Source organism: Imtechella halotolerans (genome assembly GCF_028743515.2).
Taxonomy (GTDB): Bacteria; Bacteroidota; Bacteroidia; order Flavobacteriales; family Flavobacteriaceae; genus Imtechella; species Imtechella halotolerans.
In genome coordinates this window covers 1,400,510-1,419,682 of the sequence record NZ_CP117969.2, presented here as the reverse complement: position 1 = coordinate 1,419,682, position 19,173 = coordinate 1,400,510, and the positions used below count along the sequence as shown (strand labels likewise).

The window sequence follows — 19,173 nt, the reverse complement described above, 5'->3', positions numbered from 1 at the left end:
TTATACTATCATTTATTTTAAGGATCCAACCATATCTTCCGGTTTCACCCATTGATCAAATTCCTCAGCAGTGACATACCCTAGATTAACAGCTTCCTCACGCAGAGTGGTTCCGTTTTTGTGGGCTGTATTAGCAATTTCAGCAGCCTTGTAATAACCGATCTTAGTATTTAAGGCAGTAACTAACATAAGACTTCCATCAACCAATTCTTTAATACGTCTATGGTTTGGTTCAATTCCTTGAGCACAGTGCTCGTCAAAACTAACACAAGCATCTCCAATTAAACGCGCTGATTGTAATAGGTTAGCAGCCATCATTGGTTTAAAGACATTTAGTTCATAATGTCCTTGAGTTCCACCAACAGTAATTGCAACATCATTACCCATTACTTGAGCACATACCATGGTAATTGCTTCACATTGAGTTGGGTTTACCTTTCCTGGCATTATAGAGCTTCCTGGCTCATTTTCCGGAATTAATATTTCACCAATTCCACTACGAGGGCCAGAGGCCATCATTCGGATATCATTCGCAATTTTATTAAGAGAAACCGCTAATTGTTTTAGGGCACCATGAGTTTCAACAAAGGCGTCATGAGCAGCTAATGCTTCGAATTTGTTGTCAGCTGATTTAAAGGGGTGCTCTGTAAAGTTGGCAATGTACTCAGCCACGCGTTTAGCATATCCTTTAGGAGTGTTAATTCCAGTTCCGACTGCAGTTCCACCTAGTGCTAATTCCGATAAGTGGTCAAGGGTATTGTTTAGAGCTCTTAAACCGTGATCTAGTTGAGATACATATCCTGAAAATTCCTGTCCAAGGGTAAGGGGAGTAGCGTCCATCAGGTGAGTACGACCTATTTTAACCACTTGTTTAAATTCTTCAGATTTCTTCTTTAACGTATTGCGCAATTGGGTTACTCCAGGGATTGTAGTTTCAACAATCATTTTGTAAGCAGCAATATGCATTCCTGTAGGGAATGTATCATTGGATGATTGTGATTTATTGACATCATCGTTAGGTTGAAGGGTTTTTTCTCCTTCTCCTACTACCTTACCTGCTAACTGATGAGCTCGGTTAGCAATCACTTCGTTAACATTCATGTTGGATTGAGTACCTGAACCTGTTTGCCAGATGACTAAAGGAAATTGGTCATCATGTTGACCTGTTAAGATTTCGTCACACACTTGTGCGATATAATCTCTTTTTTCAATAGGTAAGACTCCTAGTTCACAATTGGTATAGGCGGCGGCTTTTTTCAAGTAGGCAAAACCATAGATGATCTCTTTAGGCATTGAAGCAGCCGCACCAATCTTAAAATTGTTACGAGAACGTTCTGTTTGAGCTCCCCACAATTTATCGGCAGGAACTTTTACTTCGCCCATCGTATCTTTTTCTATTCTGAATTCCATATGTGTTAAATTTTACTACCACAAAAATAACCATTCTCAAAGGATTACACGAAAGGTTCTCTGGTAATAAATTTTATTTTTTTGTATGAAAAACGATTTTTAAGATGTACTTTTGATTCGAATTCGAAAATTTCCGGAAATCATGTTTGAATTTGATCAGTATTTAGGCTTTTTAGCGTTTTTAACTATCTTAACGATAGGCTTTTGGTTAATGATTTTTCTATTGACCTTTGTTGTTCCTTATTGGATAGGAGGTTCTATCATGGAAATGATTAAAGAAAAGCGCGCTGCTAAAAAAGCAAAACAAGAATCATAAAAAAAGTCCCGATGGCCATCGGGACTTTTTTTTATCTATAGGGGATTTGAATTCATCTATCCTTCAAAATCGAAATCTTCTCCACCTCCTTCACGCATTCTATCCGGCATTTCTCTTTCTTTTTGCTTATTAAAGCGGTAGGTGAAGTTAAGTGTAACCTGGCGTTGTCTCCACTGCATTTCACTATAACTAAATACGGTTGGAGTACGAGTCTCAGATATACGCTTACGAGAATTAAATAGGTCACTTACATTAAGTGATAAGGTACCTTTGTCTTTTAATATGTCCTTACTAAAAGCTAGGTTAGCCGAAAGCATTCCTTCACTTTTAGATTGCGCAGTACGGTTAGGACCTTGGTACATCATATTAGCTTGAAAATCTATTTTATAAGGCAATACTATTTTAGAGCTCAATCGTGAAAACCAGGTGAAATTTTCACTATCAAAATTCTGTACTATTTCTTCATCTTGATAGTTAATATAGGTATAATCACCATCCAACTTCTGGTTGAATAAATTAATATTCCATGTAAAACGCCAGTTTCTCTTCGGGGTATAGGTGGTTGTAAATTCAACACCTAAACGTTGTTCTACAGCCAAGTTAATTGGAGTACGAAGCATTATGGGAACATCCACTATTTCATTGGTGTCTGGGTTCTCAATTTCTACAAAATCTCCTGTTTCCAAAGCTATAAATTGGAATACGCCAGTGGAACGATTATAATAGGCCGATGTATTAAGCGTAATTTTATCCCATCTCTTTAGATATCCGATATCATAGGCATCAGTGAATGTTGGGTCAAGATCAGGATTACCTTGGAAAAGATTGGTGTTACTAGTTCTTGAAGGGAATGGGTTTATGAACCTAGACCATGGACGACGTAATCTTTTACTATAGCTTACTGTAAATTGTTCTGTTTCAGAGAATTCATATCCTAAGAAAACAGAAGGGAACCAGTTTGTGTATTTTTTCTTATTAATATCATTTGTGTTTACTAATCGAATATCAATATTCGTATCTTCCATACGAAGTCCACTCATTAAATTGAATTTCCCAAAACGAGTACCAAATTGAGTATAAAGTGCGTTGATGTTTTCTTTAAAAAGAAGGCGGTTAGTAAAGTCGTTATCTAGCGTAAAATCACCATTAGGCTCGATAGTTCCAAATTGAAAATCAGTGTCAAAATCATTAAAATTCCCTCTATATCCTAATTCAAACTGACTTTGTTTGTTCTCGCCAAATGGGAGTACATAGTCAAACTGTAGAAGTTGATTGTTCACATTCTCATTATTGATGGTGCGCTCGGGAGTCAACTGATTATTGTCATTAAGAATTAATTCGGTAATATTAGAATCTTCTAGTTCGTTATTGGTCGAATATTGATAGTCAAAAGTAAGTTTGTGACCGTCCTCATTAAATCTCTTTTCAAAATTAAGAGAGTATTGTACTGATTCATCCGAATCATCCTCTAGGGTAAAACGGTTTCTTTGGATAGTAGGAAGTTTGTTGGCATCGAAATTGAAAAAGTTCACATTGGTGTTATTCTCACCACTTCTTTTACGATACACAAAAGAGTTTGTTAAAGAGGTACTTTCGTTAATTATAAACTCAACTCCAAGGTTGGTGTTGAAATTATCATTGATACGATTGTTTTTACGGTACTCGTCTTGATAGTTTCTAATGGTACCATCCTGATTGTAATTAATTTGTTCAAATAAACTGTTTCCAGGCGAATCAGAATAACGATAGGAAGTGTTTGTGAAGATGTTTATTTTCTCACCTCGAAGGTTTAAATTTAATGATCCTCCAAAGTTATCTGGATTTCCTGCAAAGGCACTCAACGCACCATTTACTCCCAAACCTTTACCTTTCTTAAGTATAATGTTAATAATTCCTGCGGTACCTTCCGCATCGTATCGGGCAGATGGATTGGTGATCAATTCGATTTTTTCAATAGCATCGGCAGGAAGCTGCTGTAAGGCATCAGGGCTTAATCCTGAGAGGGCGGAAGGTTTTCCATTAATCAGGATACGCACATTTTCATTTCCTCTTAAACTAATGTTTCCTTCAACATCTACTGACACTGAAGGTACATTGTCTAGAACATCCGTTACCGAACCTCCTTTAACAGTCATGTCTTGCCCTACATTGTAGATTTTTTTATCCATACGCAGTTCTACTGTCGTGCGTTCCGCGATTACTTCTACCGCATCAAGTTGCGCAACATCAAGGGCTAGTTTAATCACGCCCATGTCTTTATCACCTCGTAGAGCTTGATTTTTTAATTCATATGATTTGAAGGAGATGAACTCTACTTTGATATTATATTGCCCCGCAGGTGCTTCAACAGTAAATTTTCCTTTGTTGTCTGTGATTCCACCCGTAATTTTATCTGGGTTTCTGACTTCTTGAAGAATAATAGTAGCATATTCTAATGGTTGGTTGGTTTCGCTATCAATGACCGTACCTGTAAGTTTAATAGGTTTAGGGCCTTGTGCGGTGACCATCATCGAAAATACCAATAGGAACGATGTGAAAAAGGTTCTCATATGTTAGGATCTAGTTATTAATTATGTAACAAAGACCACAAATCTAAATGTTGGTTTAAGGCATCTTGGTTAAATGTTTGTTAAATAAAAAACCGAAGTGTTTACTTCGGTTTTCGATTATAGTATAGATTTTATTTTTTCCGGTGGTCTGCCTACAACGGCTTTTCCATCGTTCACTACAATGGGGCGTTCAATTAACTTAGGATTAATGGCCATTAGTTCAATGATTTCATCATCGGAAAGTTTAACATTCTTATATTTTTCTTTCCAAATAGATTCATTAGTTCGAACTAGTTCAATTGGAGTTATTCCCAATAGTTTTATTAGCTGGTTGAGTTCTTCTATTGTAGGCGGATTATCCAGATAAGAAACTATTTCAAATTCTTTTCCTGAATTTTCTATAATTTCCAATCCTTCTCTCGATTTTCTACATCTATTGTTGTGATAAATTTTGATCATTATAAACTAATTACAATTCTTTTTCTTGTTGACCCATCATCATTAAGTAGGCTTTTAAGAAGGGATCTATTTCTCCATTCATCACTCCGTCTACATCAGTACTTTCATGTGATGTGCGCACATCTTTAACCAATTTATATGGGTGCATAACATAGTTACGTATTTGAGAGCCCCATTCTATTTTCATTTTACCGGCTTCAATTTCATCACGTTTTGCCTGTCTCTTTTTCAATTCAATTTCATATAATTGAGATTTTAGAAGTTGTAGGGCTTTGGTCTTATTGTCCAATTGTGAACGTGTTTCTGAGTTTTCGATAATTATCCCAGTCGGATGGTGACGTAATCGAACAGCTGTTTCCACTTTATTTACATTCTGTCCTCCTGCACCACTTGCACGCATAGTTTCGAAAGTGATATCCGCTGGATTTATATCTATTTCAATGGAGTCATCCGCAAGCGGATATACATATACGGAAACAAAAGAAGTGTGGCGTTTAGCATTACTGTCAAATGGTGAGATACGCACCAATCGATGAACCCCATTTTCCCCTTTAAGATATCCAAAAGCAAATTCTCCATCAATTTCAAGAGTGACAGTTTTAATACCTGCGACGTCCCCTTCCTGGTAGTTGAGTTCACGCACTTGATATCCTTGATTTTGTGCCCACATCAGATACATTCGCATAAGCATGGCGGCCCAATCACAACTTTCAGTTCCTCCAGCTCCGGCCGTGATTTGAAGTACAGCACTCATACGGTCACCTTCTTCTGAAAGCATATTTTTAAACTCTAGGTTTTCTATATGCGATCGTGTATCGTGGAATTGGTTGGATATTTCTTCTGAAGTAGCATCCCCTTCTTTATAGAATTCAAAAAGAACTTCAAGGTCACCCACAAGGGTCTCAGCCGCTTTATAATCTTCTACCCACTTTTTTTTACTTCGAAGTTGTTGCATTAATACTTCTGCTTCTTTGGGTTTGTCCCAGAAGTCAGGTGCAAACGTTTTTTCTTCCTCGTTGGTTATTTCGATAAGTTTAGCATCGATGTCAAAGATACCTCCTCAACGCACCAAGGCGTTCCACAAGATCTTTCACTTGTTCAATAGTTATCATACTTTTTAAATTTTATACAAAAGTAGTGTTTCGGTTATCTCGTAAAAACTATTTGTCATAAATTTAGCAGGCCGTACCAAAAAAAAACATACCAAAAATGAAAAATAAATACCTATTGCTCCTAAGCCTATTATGTTCACTTTCTTCGTTTTCACAGTTTTTGGACAAAAAGACGAATCTTACATCCTATGAAGGTTTTTTTAATTTTCACTATGATGAAAGTGAAGATAAGATATACCTTGAAGTAGCCGAGTTAAATACTGAGTTTTTATATGTTAATGCCTTAAGTCAGGGAGTCGGTAGTAACGATATTGGATTAGATCGAGGTCAACTTGGGGGTGAACGAGTAGTTTACTTTATGAAGGCTGGAAATAAACTATTACTGGTTGAACCAAATCTAAAATTTAGAGCAAATTCTGAAAATGAGTTGGAACGTCGCTCCGTGAATGAAGCTTTTGCAAAATCGGTATTGTTTGGTTTTGAAATAAAGCAAAAAAAGGGAGATCATTATGTGATTGATTTTACGCCATTCCTACTGCGTGATGCTCATGGGGTGGCACAGCGTCTTAAGAGTTCGGGACAAGGAAGCTATAAGCTGGATGTTGGGAAAAGTGCGTTAGCCATGAACCGTACGAAGTCCTTTCCTGAAAATAGTGAATTTGAAGCGATGCTTACTTTCGAAGGAGAGCCTACCGGAAACTATATTCGTTCGGTAAGTCCAAACCCTAATTTGGTTACCGTAGTACAGCATCATTCATTTATTAAATTGCCTGATTTACAATATACCCCTAGAGTGTTTGATCCTAGAAGTGGCTCGTTTTCTATATCGTATATGGATTATGCCACACCAGTTACTGAGCCAATTACCAAACAATTTATTACACGACATAGGCTTAAGAAAAAACACCCTGAGTTGGAGAAAAGTGAGGCTGTTGAACCCATAGTGTATTATTTAGATAACGGAACGCCAGAACCCATACGCTCGGCATTAGTAGAAGGCGCATTGTGGTGGAATCAAGCATTTGAGGCCATTGGCTATATAAATGCATTTCAGGTAAAAATTCTACCGGACGATGCGGATCCTTTGGATGTGAGATATAATGTGATTCAATGGGTGCATCGATCCACAAGAGGATGGAGTTACGGAGCTAGTGTAAGAGATCCCCGAACTGGTGAAATTTTAAAAGGTCATGTGAGTTTAGGAAGTTTACGTATCCGTCAAGATTTTATGATTGCTCAAGCATTGGCTGAAAAACCATTTGCCCTAAGGGATGATAATCACCAAGAGCAATTGGATTTAGCCCTTGCACGAATTCGACAATTGTCTGCCCATGAGGTGGGTCATACGTTAGGGTTTGCTCATAATTTTGCTGCTAGTACGGTAAATAATTCATCTGTGATGGATTATCCCCATCCAAAAATTGGACTAGATAATAATAGGATCACATTCCAAAATGCCTATGATACAGGAATTGGAAGTTGGGACAAGGTAACAGTTGCTTACGCATATCAAGATTTTTCCAATAAGAAGGATGAAAAGGAGGCCTTAATACAATTACTTGACGATGCTTTTTCTAAAGGTCATCGCTTTATTAGTGATAGTGATGCTAGAGCTCAGGGTGGTGCCCATGCCTATGCACATTTATGGGATAATGGAAAAAACCCTGTAGATGAACTGGAGCGCGTGTTGAATGTTCGAGAAAAAGCAATTAGTACTTTTTCCAAAGACAATATAAGAACTTCAGAACCTTTCTCAGTTTTAGAAGATATGTTTGTGCCTCTTTACTTTTTTCACCGTTACCAAACTGAGGCTGCGGTTAAATGGATTGGAGGGGTGGATTATAATTATGCGATAAAGGGCAAGGATCCATTGGTGCATAGTGTTTTGGATCCAGAAATGCAACGACAGGCTTTAAAGACGGTAGTAAAAACATTGGAAGTAAACACCTTACTTATACCCGAGGACAAGCTGGCAATGTTTCCTCCACGAGCCTATGGTTATGGAAGAACACGTGAATCTTTTAAAAGTAATAATGGAGTTACCTTTGACCCTATAAATGCTGCTCAAACCGCTGCAGATTTTACGCTGTCCTTGGTATTACATCCAGAAAGAGCTAATCGATTAGTTCAACAACAATCCATCGATAGTAAACAGTTAGGTTTATCAGAGGTAATAAAAACATTAGTAAAAGTGATCTTTGAAAAACAGAAGGGCTATGCTGGGGAAGTTCAAAAATCAATTCAAACGGCATTTTTTAAAAATATGTTAACCCTGGCTAAAGATAAACGTACCTCTCCTTCAGCAAGAGCAGAGGTGTATGTGGTGTTGGTAAACCTGGCTGATGACTTAGCTCTAGAACACAAGGACGCTTTTTCATTGTATGTATCCAAGGAGATAAAGCAATTTTTAGAAAAGCCATTGGAATATAGTGTGCCCAGCATTCCTTCAATTCCCGACGGAGCACCTATAGGAATGGAATGTATGACGACAGACGAATTTTAATTTCAATCTATAGTATGATTAATTTAATAAGTGATACAGTAACTAAACCAACGCCTGAAATGCTTGAGGCGATGATGAGTGCCTCAGTGGGAGATGATGTATATAAAACTGATGAAAGTATTAATGCACTCGAAGAGAAGGTAGCTACTTTATTTGGTATGGAAGCAGCTTTGTTTTTTCCTAGCGGAACCATGGCTAACCAGACGGCTATAAAGGTTCATACGCAACCCGGAGAACAGCTGATTTGCGATAAAGATGCTCATATTTTTAATTATGAAGGAGGGGGAGTGAGTTTTAATAGTGGCGTTTCTTGCCGTCTTTTGGATGGAGTAAATGGAACTATAACAGCTGAACAAGTGCGTTCTTTTATTAACCCACCAGATTTTTATCACAGTCCTTTGACTTCTTTGGTTTGTATAGAAAATACCGCCAATAGAGGAGGAGGTACCTGTTGGGATTTTAGAGAAATTGAGAAGATCAGAGAGGTATGTGATTCCCATGGTCTAGGCTATCATTTGGATGGAGCTCGTTTATGGAATGCCTTGGTTGCAAAAAATGAGACAGCTAATCAATATGGGAAAGTGTTTGATACTATATCTGTATGCTTAAGTAAAGGATTAGGATGTCCAATAGGTTCCGTATTGGTAGGAAGTAAAAAGCATATGGATAAGGCTATACGTGTGAGAAAAATATTTGGTGGAGGGATGCGTCAGGCCGGTTACTTGGCTGCTGCCGGGATTTATGCATTAGATCATCATATAGATCGATTGGCTGAAGATCACCAAAGAGCTAAAGAGATAGCTGCAGTATTACGTAAGATGTCGTATGTTAAGGAAGTAGGAGATGTGGAAACCAATATTATCATTTTTTACCTAAATGATCACGTGAGTGAACAATCTTTCTTGAATACACTTAAAGAGAAGGGAGTTTATTTGTCTGGTATGGGATCAGGAAAGTTGCGAATTGTAACGCATTTGGACTATACAGATAAGATGCATCAACGTTTTCTGGAAATATTACATTCTATTTCTTTTTAGGTGATTAAGGTAAGAGAATAAAAAAAAGCTGCTTTATTAGCAGCTTTTTTAGTTATGTATGATCTTTCTAAGAGTGTTATTCAGCCGCAACTTCTTTAACTTCAGCATCTGGAGCATTGTTTTTTACAGAATCAATTCCATTTTCCATCCCAGCTTCTGATGCGTACATCTGGCTGCTTCCGATTATTTGACCATTTCCAGCTTTTAAATTAAAATGGAATTTACCATTGGCAGCTGTTTTGCGCTCAAATTTAGAATCATCAGGTGCATTTTTTTTACAGGACTCGATACCATTCATAGCACCTCCTTTGTCTGCATATCCTTGACTTGATAAGATGATTTGTCCGTTTTTAGCTTTTAAGTTAAAATAGAACTTGTTGTTTTTCTCGCTTTGGAATACTTCGAACATGGTAATAAGATTTATGATTACTTCTCAAATATAAAAAAAAAGTAGTGTCGATTTGTAAAAAAAACACCTTATTTAAAAAGATCCATTCCAGGAATACTAGGCATCCCTTCTTTGGCTACGGCCCCTAGTTCTGTTTCGTTTACTTGAGTCGCTTTTTCTATGGCTTTATTAACAACAATCACAAGGTAGTCTTCAAGTTGTTCCTTGTCTTGAAGTAGACTGCCGTCAATTTCAATAGATTTTATGGTTCTATTCGCTGTTAATGTAATTTTTAACTTACCATCATTTGACTGCTCATCAATTAATACAGTGTCTAGACGTTTTTTTGTTTCTTCTATTTTTTTTTGGGCTTCTTTGAGCTTGCCCACCATTCCCATAAGGTCTCCAAACATGGTTTTATATATTTAATTTTCCATGTGCTAAAATACAAAAAGCTTAATTTACTTAGAGCAGTAAAGTGGTTGATAAAATCAATTATCAAAAGGTATATGCATTGTTTTAGATAAAAAATGAATCTTTGAATGATTTTTAAATATATTTGTGATAAGTCTCTTAAAAAAGAGAAGAAAAATATGACAAAGTCCCAAATCTTTAGAGGGAATGAGTATTCTAAAATACTTGTTCTCATTTTTCTTATTATCCTATCTTGTACTTTCTTGATATATATCAATCATAGTACGATTAGAATTCTTTCAGGGATTAGGGCTTATGTTAATGGTGAGTCTCATTATTCAAAGGCTCAAAAAGACGCTGCTCGTAATTTAATCACCTATTTGTATACTGAAAATGAAGCTGCTTGGGATGCGTATTTGGAGGAACTAAGAGTTCCAAAAGGAGATAGTATTGCCAGAGTGCATCTTATCAAAGGTGGGGATGTAGAGGTTATAAAGGATGGGTTTAGACAAGGTAGAAATGATGAAAAGGATTTGGATGATATCATTTGGCTATTTAAAAGCTTTAAAAACATTTCCTTTTTTGCAAATGCGGTAAATGAATGGGAAGAAGCCGATAATATTCTAACTAGAATGCAGCAATTGGCAAACCAAATACGCAAGGCACATTCCAGTAATGATATTGCACTTCAAAATCAAGATGAAATACTAGCGGAAATAAACGAATTAAGCACACTGCTAACGTTAAAGGAGAAGCAGTTTTCTGAAGCTTTAGGGGAGGGATCCCGCTCAATTAAAGGATACTTACTATGCGTAAATATCCTTTTTATTTTTTTGATTTTTGGCTGTATCACTAGTTATTATTTTATGATGACAAAGAAGTTGATTCAGTCTAAAAAGGAAACTGAAATTAATAACGAACATCTAGTAGTCGCCAATAATGAACTAGATAAGTTTGTATATAGTGCTTCACATGATTTGAGGTCCCCAATTACCTCTTTAAAAGGATTGATTGAGGTTGCTCAACTTGAAGAAAGTCCTTCTGAAATTAAAAAATATCTGAGATTGATGTATAAAAGTCTTGTAAAACAGGATCAATTTATAAGTGATATTATTGACTATTCAAGAAATAAACGGAAAGATATACTGTGGGAGCGGGTAGAAATTTCTGAATTGATTGAAGATGTGTTGCTGCAACACATAAGTCAATACAGTAAAGAGGAGGTAGTAATTGAAAAGGATTTATGTATTGATAGTTTGTACAGTGACAGTCTTCGGTTACGTATAATTCTAAATAATTTAATTTCCAATGCCTTAAAATATGCTGATACTGAAAAGGAACAAATAAAACTCTTTTTAAGGTTCTATGCGAGTGATGAAGATTATATAATTGAGATTGAAGATAATGGTATAGGCATAAGAGAAGAATTACTTCAAAGGATTTTTGAAATGTTTTTTGTTACGAACACTAATTTAGGTTCTGGTCTGGGATTGTATATTACCAAGCAAGCAGTTGAAAATCTTAATGGAACCATATCCGTAGACTCAGTGGTAGGACAAGGAACATTGTTTACAATAACAATACCTATGATTCTAAAGGATGAATAGTATTTTTTTACTCATAGAAGACAATACAATTGATCAAGTGGTTACCGCTCAACTACTTCGGAAAATGATTGGTGCTACTCAAATATTTGTAGTTAAAAATGGGATTGAGGCTATTGAATGGCTGAAAAAATGTCGAGATCAATTCTGTCAGCCATTGGTTATCCTACTCGATGTCAGGATGCCAGAAATGAATGGATTTGAATTTTTAGATGCGTATGATGAATTGCCTAATGAAATGCGCAAAGAGACTAGTATTTATATGCTGTCGTCTACATTAGATCCGGGAGATATTCAAAAGGCAAAGCAAAATAAACATGTAGCTGAAATTTTTAGTAAACCCTTTCCTGTTCAAAAATTTAAGGATTTGTTATAATAGATAACTGCTGTATTCACAGTAAGCTTTTGAAATAAAAGGATACCTTTGCCACTTCTTTAAAATAGAATTTTCATGTCTGAAATACCATTACCCATTGCAAAGAAAATACCAGTAGTATTAGAAAAACACGGCGATAAACGTGTTGATAATTATTTTTGGATGAACCAACGTGATCATGAGGATGTGTTGGCGTATCTCAACGCTGAAAATGATTATAACGATGCGATGACTGCTCATACAAAAGCGTTTCAACAACAGTTGTTTGAAGAAATGAAGAGTAGGATAAAAGAAACAGATGAATCAGTTCCATACAAGTATAATGGCTATTGGTACATTACGCGTTATGAAGAAGGAAAAGATTATCCCATCTATACACGAAAAAAGGAACATCTTGATGCTGAAGAGGAGGTTCTCTTTGATTGCAACCTTATGGCTCAAGGTCATAGCTATTTTAAGTTGGGAGGGATTAATATTAGTCCGGATAATACTTTAGTTGCCTTTGGGGTTGACACTTTGAGTAGAAGAATTTATACGATTCAGGTCAAGAATCTTGTTACAGGTGAAATATATACCACTAAAATAGAAAACACTACTGGAGGTAGTACATGGGCAAATGATGGTAAAACCTTGTTTTATACCCTTAAAAATCCTAAAACGCTTCGTTCCGAAAGGATATTTAAGCATGTACTAGGAGAAGACCCTAAAAATGATATTTGTGTATTTCATGAAAAGGACGATTCCTTTTCGGCTTATGTGTATAAGACTAAGTCGGAAAAATATATAGTTATTGGTTCCTCTAGTACACTTACCACCGAATATAGGTTTTTAAAGGCGGATAATCCTAATGGAGAATTTGAAGTGTTTCAACCCAGAGAACGAGGGCTGGAGTATAGTATTGCCCATTATGACACTCATTTTTATATCATTCACAATGGAAATGGTGCTACCAATTTTAAATTGGATAAAACCCCTGAAACTGCAACTAGAAAAGAGAATTGGGAGGAAGTCTTACCTCATAGGGAAGATACCCTAATAGAAGATATAGACATATTTAAAGAATTTTTGGTGGTCAGTGAACGTACCAATGGTCTTAATAGAATACGTATAATGCGTTGGGATGGCACCGGTGAGTATTACTTGCCTTTCGATAATGAAACCTATACTGCCTATACCACTTCTAATATAGAATTTGATACCACAATACTTCGATATGGGTATAATTCACTTACTACACCGGCCTCTATAATTGATTTCGATATGGTCACCCAAATTAAGGAAGTGAAAAAGGAGCAAGAAGTATTAGGAGGTACATTTGATAAAGAAAATTACACATCGGAAAGAGTGTGGGCTACTGCAGAGGATGGGGTAAGGGTTCCTATATCGATTGTCTACAGAAAGGGAATAAAAAGAGATGGATCAACCCCTCTTTTATTGTATGGATATGGTTCTTATGGCGCTACCATTGATCCTTATTTTTCTACCTCTCGTTTAAGTTTGCTTGACAGAGGCTTTATATATGCGATTGCTCATATACGAGGAGGGGAATATTTAGGTAGGGAATGGTATGAAAATGGCAAATTATTACACAAACGAAATACGTTTACCGACTTTATTGCTGCCTCAACTTATTTAATTGATGAAAAGTATACTTCTTCTGCACATTTATATGCTATGGGAGGATCTGCGGGTGGTCTATTGATGGGAGCTATCATTAACTTGGCGCCTCAATTATACAAAGGGATAGTGGCTCAGGTGCCTTTTGTCGATGTGGTAACTACCATGTTAGATGAAAGTATACCTCTTACAACGGGAGAATATGATGAATGGGGGAATCCCAATGACAAAGCCTATTATGAGTATATTAAATCGTATTCTCCGTATGATAATGTAACAGCGCAAGAGTATCCAAATATACTTATCACCACCGGATATCACGATTCACAAGTACAGTACTGGGAACCTGCAAAATGGGTCGCAAAGCTACGGGAATTAAAAAAAGATACTAATGTATTATTATTTCATACCAATATGGAAGCCGGTCATAGCGGGGCTTCCGGACGTTTTGAAGCATTAAAAGAAGTAGCGGAAGAGTATGCTTTTATATTAGATTTGGAAGGAATAAGTGGTCAATAAAAAAAAATAATTACATTTGCAAAGTTGTATTAATCTCAATCTGCTTCATGTTGATTGACATATACCTAACCCACATTATATGGAACATAAGATAAATGCGTTTAATAATGTCCTAGAACTTATTGGAAACACACCTCTTATCAAGCTTAGTAAAATCACTGAATACCTTACTGGAAATTTTTACGCTAAAGTAGAAGCTTTTAATCCAGGTCACTCTACTAAGGATCGTATAGCACTTTACATAATTGAAGAAGCCGAGCGAAAGGGCATTCTGAAGCCTGGTGACACTATTATTGAAACCACCTCTGGTAACACAGGGTTTAGTTTAGCAATGGTAAGTATCGTTAAAGGATATGATTGCATTTTGGCTGTGAGTTCAAAGTCATCGAAAGATAAAATAGATATGTTGCGTTCTATGGGGGCAAAAGTCTATGTTTGTCCAGCTAATGTAAGTGCAGATGACCCGCGTTCTTATTATCAGGTTGCAAAACGTATGCACGAAGAAATGAAAGGCTCTGTGTATATAAATCAATATTTTAATGATCTTAATATTGAAGCACATTATAAAACAACTGGTCCAGAAATTTGGAAGCAAACCAATGGACATATTACACACCTAATTGCGTGTAGTGGTACTGGAGGGACTATTTCTGGAACTTCCCGTTTTCTTAAAGAGATGAATCCTAATATAAAGGTAATTGGTGTGGATGCATATGGTTCTGTACTTAAAAAGTATCATGAAACCAAGGAGTTTGACCCAGAGGAAATTTATCCTTACCGTATTGAAGGATTGGGTAAGAACTTAATACCTACAGCTACAGACTTTGATATTATTGATAAGTTTATCAAAGTTACCGATGAAGAAAGTGCTCATACGGCAAGAGAAATATCCAAGACAGAAGGTTTATTCGTAGGTTATACCAGTGGTGCAGTGATGCAGGCTATCAAACAATTGGCAGATGAAGGGGAATTTGATGAGAATAGTAATGTTATCGCGATATTCCCTGATCACGGATCTCGATATATGAGCAAAGTATACAGTGATGAATGGATGAGTGAACAAGGTTTTTTTGACAGTATAAATGTTGAATCAACACAACAAGTAGAGTATATAAAGTAAAATATATGACAGCAGCGCTTAGCGCTGCTGTTTTTTTATACAGTTGTCTTCCATTGTAATACGAGAATTCAAGACCAATTAGGTCACTCGTAAAATATTTTATGATACCAACATAAAAATTTTTACTTTTGCGTGCTTGTTAAGATAATATTTTAGCAAACCTAATCGTGCGAGCAATTTTGTTTAAAAACAAAATTGTTGCAACCAATTAAAGACTAACAAAGCAGATGAAAGATTTATTTGAAAGAATCCAAAAGAACAAAGGTCCGTTAGGAAGATGGGCTTCACAGGCAGAAGGCTATTATGTGTTTCCAAAGCTGGAAGGGGAATTAGGGCCGAGGATGAAATTTCACGGAAAGGAAATCTTAAACTGGAGTATTAATGATTATTTAGGGTTGGCTAACAATCCGGAAATACGTAAGGTAGATGCCGAGGCTGCTGCTGAATACGGAGCTGCTTACCCTATGGGTGCACGTATGATGAGTGGTCATACTGATATGCATGAACAATTACAGAATGAGTTAGCTTCATTTGTAGGAAAAGAAGCTGCATATCTTCTTAATTTTGGGTATCAAGGGATGGTTTCAACCATTGATGCTTTAGTAACTAAGAATGATGTAATAGTATATGATGTCGATTCTCATGGTTGTATTATCGATGGTGTACGTTTACATATGGGAAAACGATTTACCTATAAGCATAATGATATTGAAAGCCTTGAAAAGAATTTAGAGCGCGCAACTAATATGGCCGAAACTACAGGTGGAGGTATATTAGTAATTACTGAAGGTGTTTTTGGTATGCGTGGTCAACAAGGTAAATTGAAAGAAATTGTAGCGCTTAAGGAGAAATATAATTTTAGACTGTTGGTAGATGATGCTCACGGTTTTGGAACCTTAGGTAAAACAGGTGCTGGTGCAGGTGAAGAGCAAGGAGTTCAAGATGGAATAGATGTGTATTTCAGTACTTTTGCTAAATCAATGGCAAGTATTGGTGCTTTTATTGCTGGAGAGAAGGATATTATAGATTATTTAAAATATAATTTACGTTCCCAAATGTTTGCAAAGTCACTTCCAATGATTTTTGTAAAAGGAGCTTTGAAGCGTTTGGAAATGTTGCGTACTATGCCTGAGTTAAAAGACAAGCTTTGGGAGAATGTAAACGCACTTCAAAATGGATTGAAAAGTAGAGGATTCAATATTGGTGATACCAATACGTGTGTAACTCCTGTATATTTAGAGGGAAGTATTCCAGAGGCAATGATCATGGTAAATGATTTACGTGAGAACTACAGAATATTTTTGTCTATTGTTGTTTATCCTGTGATACCAAAAGGAATTATTTTATTACGTATGATCCCAACAGCCTCACATACCCTTCAGGATATTGAGGAAACCTTGGAAGCTTTCTCGGCTATTCGTATTAAACTTGAAAATGGTACCTACAAGGAGCTTGCAGAAGCTAGCGTAGTAGACATGGAATAAAATTAGAATTGCAATACAATATAATTTAAAAGCCACTTGTTAATCAAGTGGCTTTTTCAGTATTAATTGAGTCTTAAAGGTAGGATTGTGGTATTATTTTTAGAATGATTTAAAAAACCGCAAGATGTTGATTATACCTTTATATTTCTTTTTTGAAAGTGACCCTTTTCACATGAATAGTAGGATCAAAGTGTTTCCATAATTGATGTATGGCTTGGTTTTCTTCTAATTCAGGTGTACGGATGCAACGTTCAATTCCTTTGGCTTTGAAGACCGGGTAGTATTCATTAAATATCATGGCTGTTACACCTTTGTTTTGATATTCCGGACGAATCCCTATAAGGTAAAAAACAACTTCTTTGCTGTGTTTTCTCGCATGCAGCAAATGAAAAATTCCAAAAGGAAATAATTTTCCTTTGGCCTTTTGAAGTGCTTGCGAGAAAGAAGGCATTACAATTGAGAAAGAAACTAGTTGATCATCCTTATCAACAATAAACTTAATGTATTCCGGATTAATGAAATTGATGTATTTTTCTTTAAAGTAGGCTTTTTGTTTTTCGGAAATAGCTACAAAAGAGGATAGTTTAGAATAGGAATCGTTGAAGAGGTCAAACATACGGTCTACATATGGTAACACTTCCTTGGTGGTTTTGAAATTAAGGGCTCTCAATTCATAGCGCTTACTAATCATGGCACTTGCCTTTATGAAAAAATCAGGCTTTACATTGTGAAATGAAAAATAACTTTCGATATATCCTTTTTCCTTTTCAAAACCAAGTTGTATAAAATGATCTTTATAGTATGAATGATTATACCAGGTGATCATTGTACCTAACTGGTCAAAGCCTTCTGTTTGTACTCCAACCTTATCCATGTTAGAAAAGCCAATGGGTCCTTCCATGTATTCTAATCCGTTGGCCTTTCCATGTTCTGAAACCTTCGAAAGTAATGCCTTGGTAACCTCGATATCGTCTACCATATCCATCCATCCAAAGCGAACTTTTTTGATATTTTGTTCACGAACTTCTTGCCAGTTGATAATTACACAGATACGGCCAACAGGTCTTTCATTGCGGTAGGCCATATAGAAGGTGGCCTCTGCGTGTTCAAAAACTGGATTCTTTAAAGGGTTAAATGAAGCTACTTCATCATTGATAATAGGAGGTACCCAGTAAGGAGAATTTTTGTAAAGTAAAAAAGGGAATTTTACAAATGCTTTGATTTCCTTATCGGTAGTGCATTTTTTGATAACAATCATAGAATCGGTTAGTTGTTAAGGTCTATGTTATTTCTATTTCTTTTTTTGTTTTCGTTTATTAGGGGCATTGCTGTTGGTGCCATCATTGAATTGTTTTAGTTCATCTTTATGAAAATCCAGTCGATAGGATAATCCAACACCTCCAAATAGGCGGGAAGGGGTATCTTTTACACTGGCACCTATACTTGCATCCACCTGAAAATTTTTACTGAATAAATGGGCAGCTCCCCCTCTAAAAATTATATCAGCATATGCATCACTTTTGATACCCTGATGTTCGCCAAAGATACTCCATTTAGGATTTGGTAATGCAAAAGTTGTGGTAATAATGTAGCTGAGGATGGGATCGTCTGAAGTAATTTTATCATAAGAAATGTTGGTTACCAGTACCCAGTTAGGGGTTAAATGACTTTGGGTTGCTATTCCTGCTTTGGGGCTAACTACTGGATCGTTGGGGTAAAACGGATTATTTTCAAGGGTAAAATGTGCTCCTGCATATAAAGAAACGGCAGGGATTAAGTTATTCCATTGAAATCTATTATTTGCTTTCCAGCTATAGAGGTTGGGTTTTCTACTTTCTGCACTTCCTTTGGGATCAAATAATAAGTATTTTAATCCCAGAGTGTTTTTTGTAAAATTACTTCTTGAGGCATTTATTTCAGGGAACGTATGTTTATAGGTGATTTCTTCTGAAAGGTAAGTCCCTTCCCATACGAGCTCTAGTTGCTCAAAAAGAATTCCCCATCGCAATGCAAAGTCTCCGCCATATAAGGTAGATTCAGTTAATAGACCGGTATGTTCTTGTTTCTCTGTGAAAAAACCGGTTTCTAATTGTAGTACGTTTTTTCCAACTGCATAAGCACTTGAGGAGGCACCTGGCCTATTGGAGTTGATTACTTCGGTGTATTGAGCCGAAGCCCATGTACTAGTTAGAAGAAATAGAAAAAAGTAGGTTTTTTGTGTCAGATTCATGGCAGATGGTTTTAGTCAAATATAGTTGTTTTAAA

The 19,173-nt window shown here is 36.3% G+C and carries 16 protein-coding genes; 8 read left to right on the top strand and 8 right to left on the bottom strand.

Annotation, left to right across the window (positions count from 1 at the left end):
* Nucleotides 1–12 precede the first annotated feature (12 nt).
* Nucleotides 13–1,410, bottom strand: coding sequence for a class II fumarate hydratase (gene fumC, locus PT603_RS06420; protein WP_008240673.1), 1,398 nt, complete (start codon nt 1,408–1,410; stop codon nt 13–15).
* Between the two features lie 142 nt (nt 1,411–1,552).
* Between fumC and PT603_RS06415 the strand changes: the two genes are divergently transcribed.
* Complete coding sequence (locus tag PT603_RS06415) at nt 1,553–1,726, top strand: hypothetical protein (RefSeq protein ID WP_008240671.1); 174 nt, start codon at nt 1,553–1,555, stop codon at nt 1,724–1,726.
* Nucleotides 1,727–1,782: 56 nt separating this feature from the next.
* Here PT603_RS06415 and PT603_RS06410 read toward each other — a convergent pair whose 3' ends face one another.
* From PT603_RS06410 to prfB, 3 genes are all read right to left on the bottom strand, one after another.
* A complete protein-coding gene (locus PT603_RS06410; RefSeq protein WP_040488886.1) occupies nt 1,783–4,275 on the bottom strand; it encodes a TonB-dependent receptor in 2,493 nt (830 codons plus the stop codon).
* A gap of 117 nt (nt 4,276–4,392) precedes the next feature.
* Entirely contained in the window at nt 4,393–4,734 is a 342-nt protein-coding gene (gene arsC / locus PT603_RS06405; protein ID WP_008240668.1) for an arsenate reductase (glutaredoxin), read from the bottom strand.
* A 10-nt stretch (nt 4,735–4,744) separates the two neighbouring features.
* Nucleotides 4,745–5,846, bottom strand: a protein-coding gene (gene prfB / locus PT603_RS06400; protein WP_155805679.1) for a peptide chain release factor 2 whose coding sequence is annotated in 2 segments (ribosomal slippage) — nt 4,745–5,782 and nt 5,784–5,846 — 1,101 coding nt in all. Because the reading frame shifts where the segments join, the coding sequence is not laid out codon by codon here.
* A gap of 97 nt (nt 5,847–5,943) precedes the next feature.
* On the opposite strand from prfB, the gene PT603_RS06395 reads away from it, so the two are divergent.
* Together PT603_RS06395 and PT603_RS06390 are read left to right on the top strand one after the other, a co-directional pair.
* On the top strand, nt 5,944–8,349 hold the full coding sequence (locus tag PT603_RS06395) for a zinc-dependent metalloprotease (RefSeq protein WP_040488872.1): 2,406 nt from the start codon (nt 5,944–5,946) through the stop codon (nt 8,347–8,349).
* 14 nt (nt 8,350–8,363) lie between these two features.
* Nucleotides 8,364–9,386: a threonine aldolase family protein gene (locus PT603_RS06390; protein ID WP_040488866.1), complete on the top strand. Its 1,023-nt coding sequence runs from the start codon at nt 8,364–8,366 to the stop codon at nt 9,384–9,386.
* Between the two features lie 76 nt (nt 9,387–9,462).
* Here the strand turns inward: PT603_RS06390 and PT603_RS06385 are convergent, their stop codons facing one another.
* A complete protein-coding gene (locus PT603_RS06385) occupies nt 9,463–9,795 on the bottom strand; it encodes a YegP family protein (protein ID WP_008240611.1) in 333 nt (110 codons plus the stop codon).
* Between the two features lie 68 nt (nt 9,796–9,863).
* Nucleotides 9,864–10,187, bottom strand: a complete 324-nt coding sequence (locus PT603_RS06380; protein WP_008240612.1) for a YbaB/EbfC family nucleoid-associated protein — start codon at nt 10,185–10,187, stop codon at nt 9,864–9,866.
* 180 nt (nt 10,188–10,367) lie between these two features.
* On the opposite strand from PT603_RS06380, the gene PT603_RS06375 reads away from it, so the two are divergent.
* From PT603_RS06375 to capB, 5 genes are all read left to right on the top strand, one after another.
* A complete protein-coding gene (locus PT603_RS06375) occupies nt 10,368–11,795 on the top strand; it encodes a sensor histidine kinase (protein ID WP_040488869.1) in 1,428 nt (475 codons plus the stop codon).
* Nucleotides 11,788–12,168: a response regulator gene (locus PT603_RS06370; protein ID WP_008240614.1), complete on the top strand. Its 381-nt coding sequence runs from the start codon at nt 11,788–11,790 to the stop codon at nt 12,166–12,168. The genes PT603_RS06375 and PT603_RS06370 overlap by 8 nt, the downstream gene beginning before the upstream one ends.
* 75 nt (nt 12,169–12,243) lie before the next feature.
* Nucleotides 12,244–14,304, top strand: a complete 2,061-nt coding sequence (locus PT603_RS06365; protein ID WP_008240616.1) for a S9 family peptidase — start codon at nt 12,244–12,246, stop codon at nt 14,302–14,304.
* 79 nt (nt 14,305–14,383) lie between these two features.
* On the top strand, nt 14,384–15,424 hold the full coding sequence (gene capA, locus PT603_RS06360; protein ID WP_008240619.1) for a cysteate synthase: 1,041 nt from the start codon (nt 14,384–14,386) through the stop codon (nt 15,422–15,424).
* Between the two features lie 227 nt (nt 15,425–15,651).
* Nucleotides 15,652–16,908 (top strand): cysteate-C-fatty acyltransferase, encoded by a 1,257-nt coding sequence (gene capB / locus PT603_RS06355; RefSeq protein WP_008240621.1) that lies wholly within the window; start codon nt 15,652–15,654, stop codon nt 16,906–16,908.
* A gap of 139 nt (nt 16,909–17,047) precedes the next feature.
* Here capB and PT603_RS06350 read toward each other — a convergent pair whose 3' ends face one another.
* Together PT603_RS06350 and PT603_RS06345 are read right to left on the bottom strand one after the other, a co-directional pair.
* Nucleotides 17,048–18,166 (bottom strand): hypothetical protein, encoded by a 1,119-nt coding sequence (locus tag PT603_RS06350; RefSeq protein ID WP_008240623.1) that lies wholly within the window; start codon nt 18,164–18,166, stop codon nt 17,048–17,050.
* 33 nt (nt 18,167–18,199) lie between these two features.
* Nucleotides 18,200–19,138, bottom strand: a complete 939-nt coding sequence (locus tag PT603_RS06345; RefSeq protein WP_008240625.1) for a transporter — start codon at nt 19,136–19,138, stop codon at nt 18,200–18,202.
* Nucleotides 19,139–19,173: the final 35 nt, after the last annotated feature.

Coding starts and splice junctions, on each gene's coding strand:
- capB (WP_008240621.1), top strand. CDS start 15,652: ATGAAAGATTTATTTGAAAGAATCCAAAAGAACAAAGGTCCGTTAGGA.
- PT603_RS06390 (WP_040488866.1), top strand. CDS start 8,364: ATGATTAATTTAATAAGTGATACAGTAACTAAACCAACGCCTGAAATG.
- PT603_RS06370 (WP_008240614.1), top strand. CDS start 11,788: ATGAATAGTATTTTTTTACTCATAGAAGACAATACAATTGATCAAGTG.
- PT603_RS06385 (WP_008240611.1), bottom strand. CDS start 9,795: ATGTTCGAAGTATTCCAAAGCGAGAAAAACAACAAGTTCTATTTTAAC.
- PT603_RS06395 (WP_040488872.1), top strand. CDS start 5,944: ATGAAAAATAAATACCTATTGCTCCTAAGCCTATTATGTTCACTTTCT.
- capA (WP_008240619.1), top strand. CDS start 14,384: ATGGAACATAAGATAAATGCGTTTAATAATGTCCTAGAACTTATTGGA.
- arsC (WP_008240668.1), bottom strand. CDS start 4,734: ATGATCAAAATTTATCACAACAATAGATGTAGAAAATCGAGAGAAGGA.
- PT603_RS06415 (WP_008240671.1), top strand. CDS start 1,553: ATGTTTGAATTTGATCAGTATTTAGGCTTTTTAGCGTTTTTAACTATC.
- PT603_RS06410 (WP_040488886.1), bottom strand. CDS start 4,275: ATGAGAACCTTTTTCACATCGTTCCTATTGGTATTTTCGATGATGGTC.
- PT603_RS06375 (WP_040488869.1), top strand. CDS start 10,368: ATGACAAAGTCCCAAATCTTTAGAGGGAATGAGTATTCTAAAATACTT.
- fumC (WP_008240673.1), bottom strand. CDS start 1,410: ATGGAATTCAGAATAGAAAAAGATACGATGGGCGAAGTAAAAGTTCCT.
- PT603_RS06365 (WP_008240616.1), top strand. CDS start 12,244: ATGTCTGAAATACCATTACCCATTGCAAAGAAAATACCAGTAGTATTA.
- PT603_RS06345 (WP_008240625.1), bottom strand. CDS start 19,138: ATGAATCTGACACAAAAAACCTACTTTTTTCTATTTCTTCTAACTAGT.
- PT603_RS06350 (WP_008240623.1), bottom strand. CDS start 18,166: ATGATTGTTATCAAAAAATGCACTACCGATAAGGAAATCAAAGCATTT.
- PT603_RS06380 (WP_008240612.1), bottom strand. CDS start 10,187: ATGTTTGGAGACCTTATGGGAATGGTGGGCAAGCTCAAAGAAGCCCAA.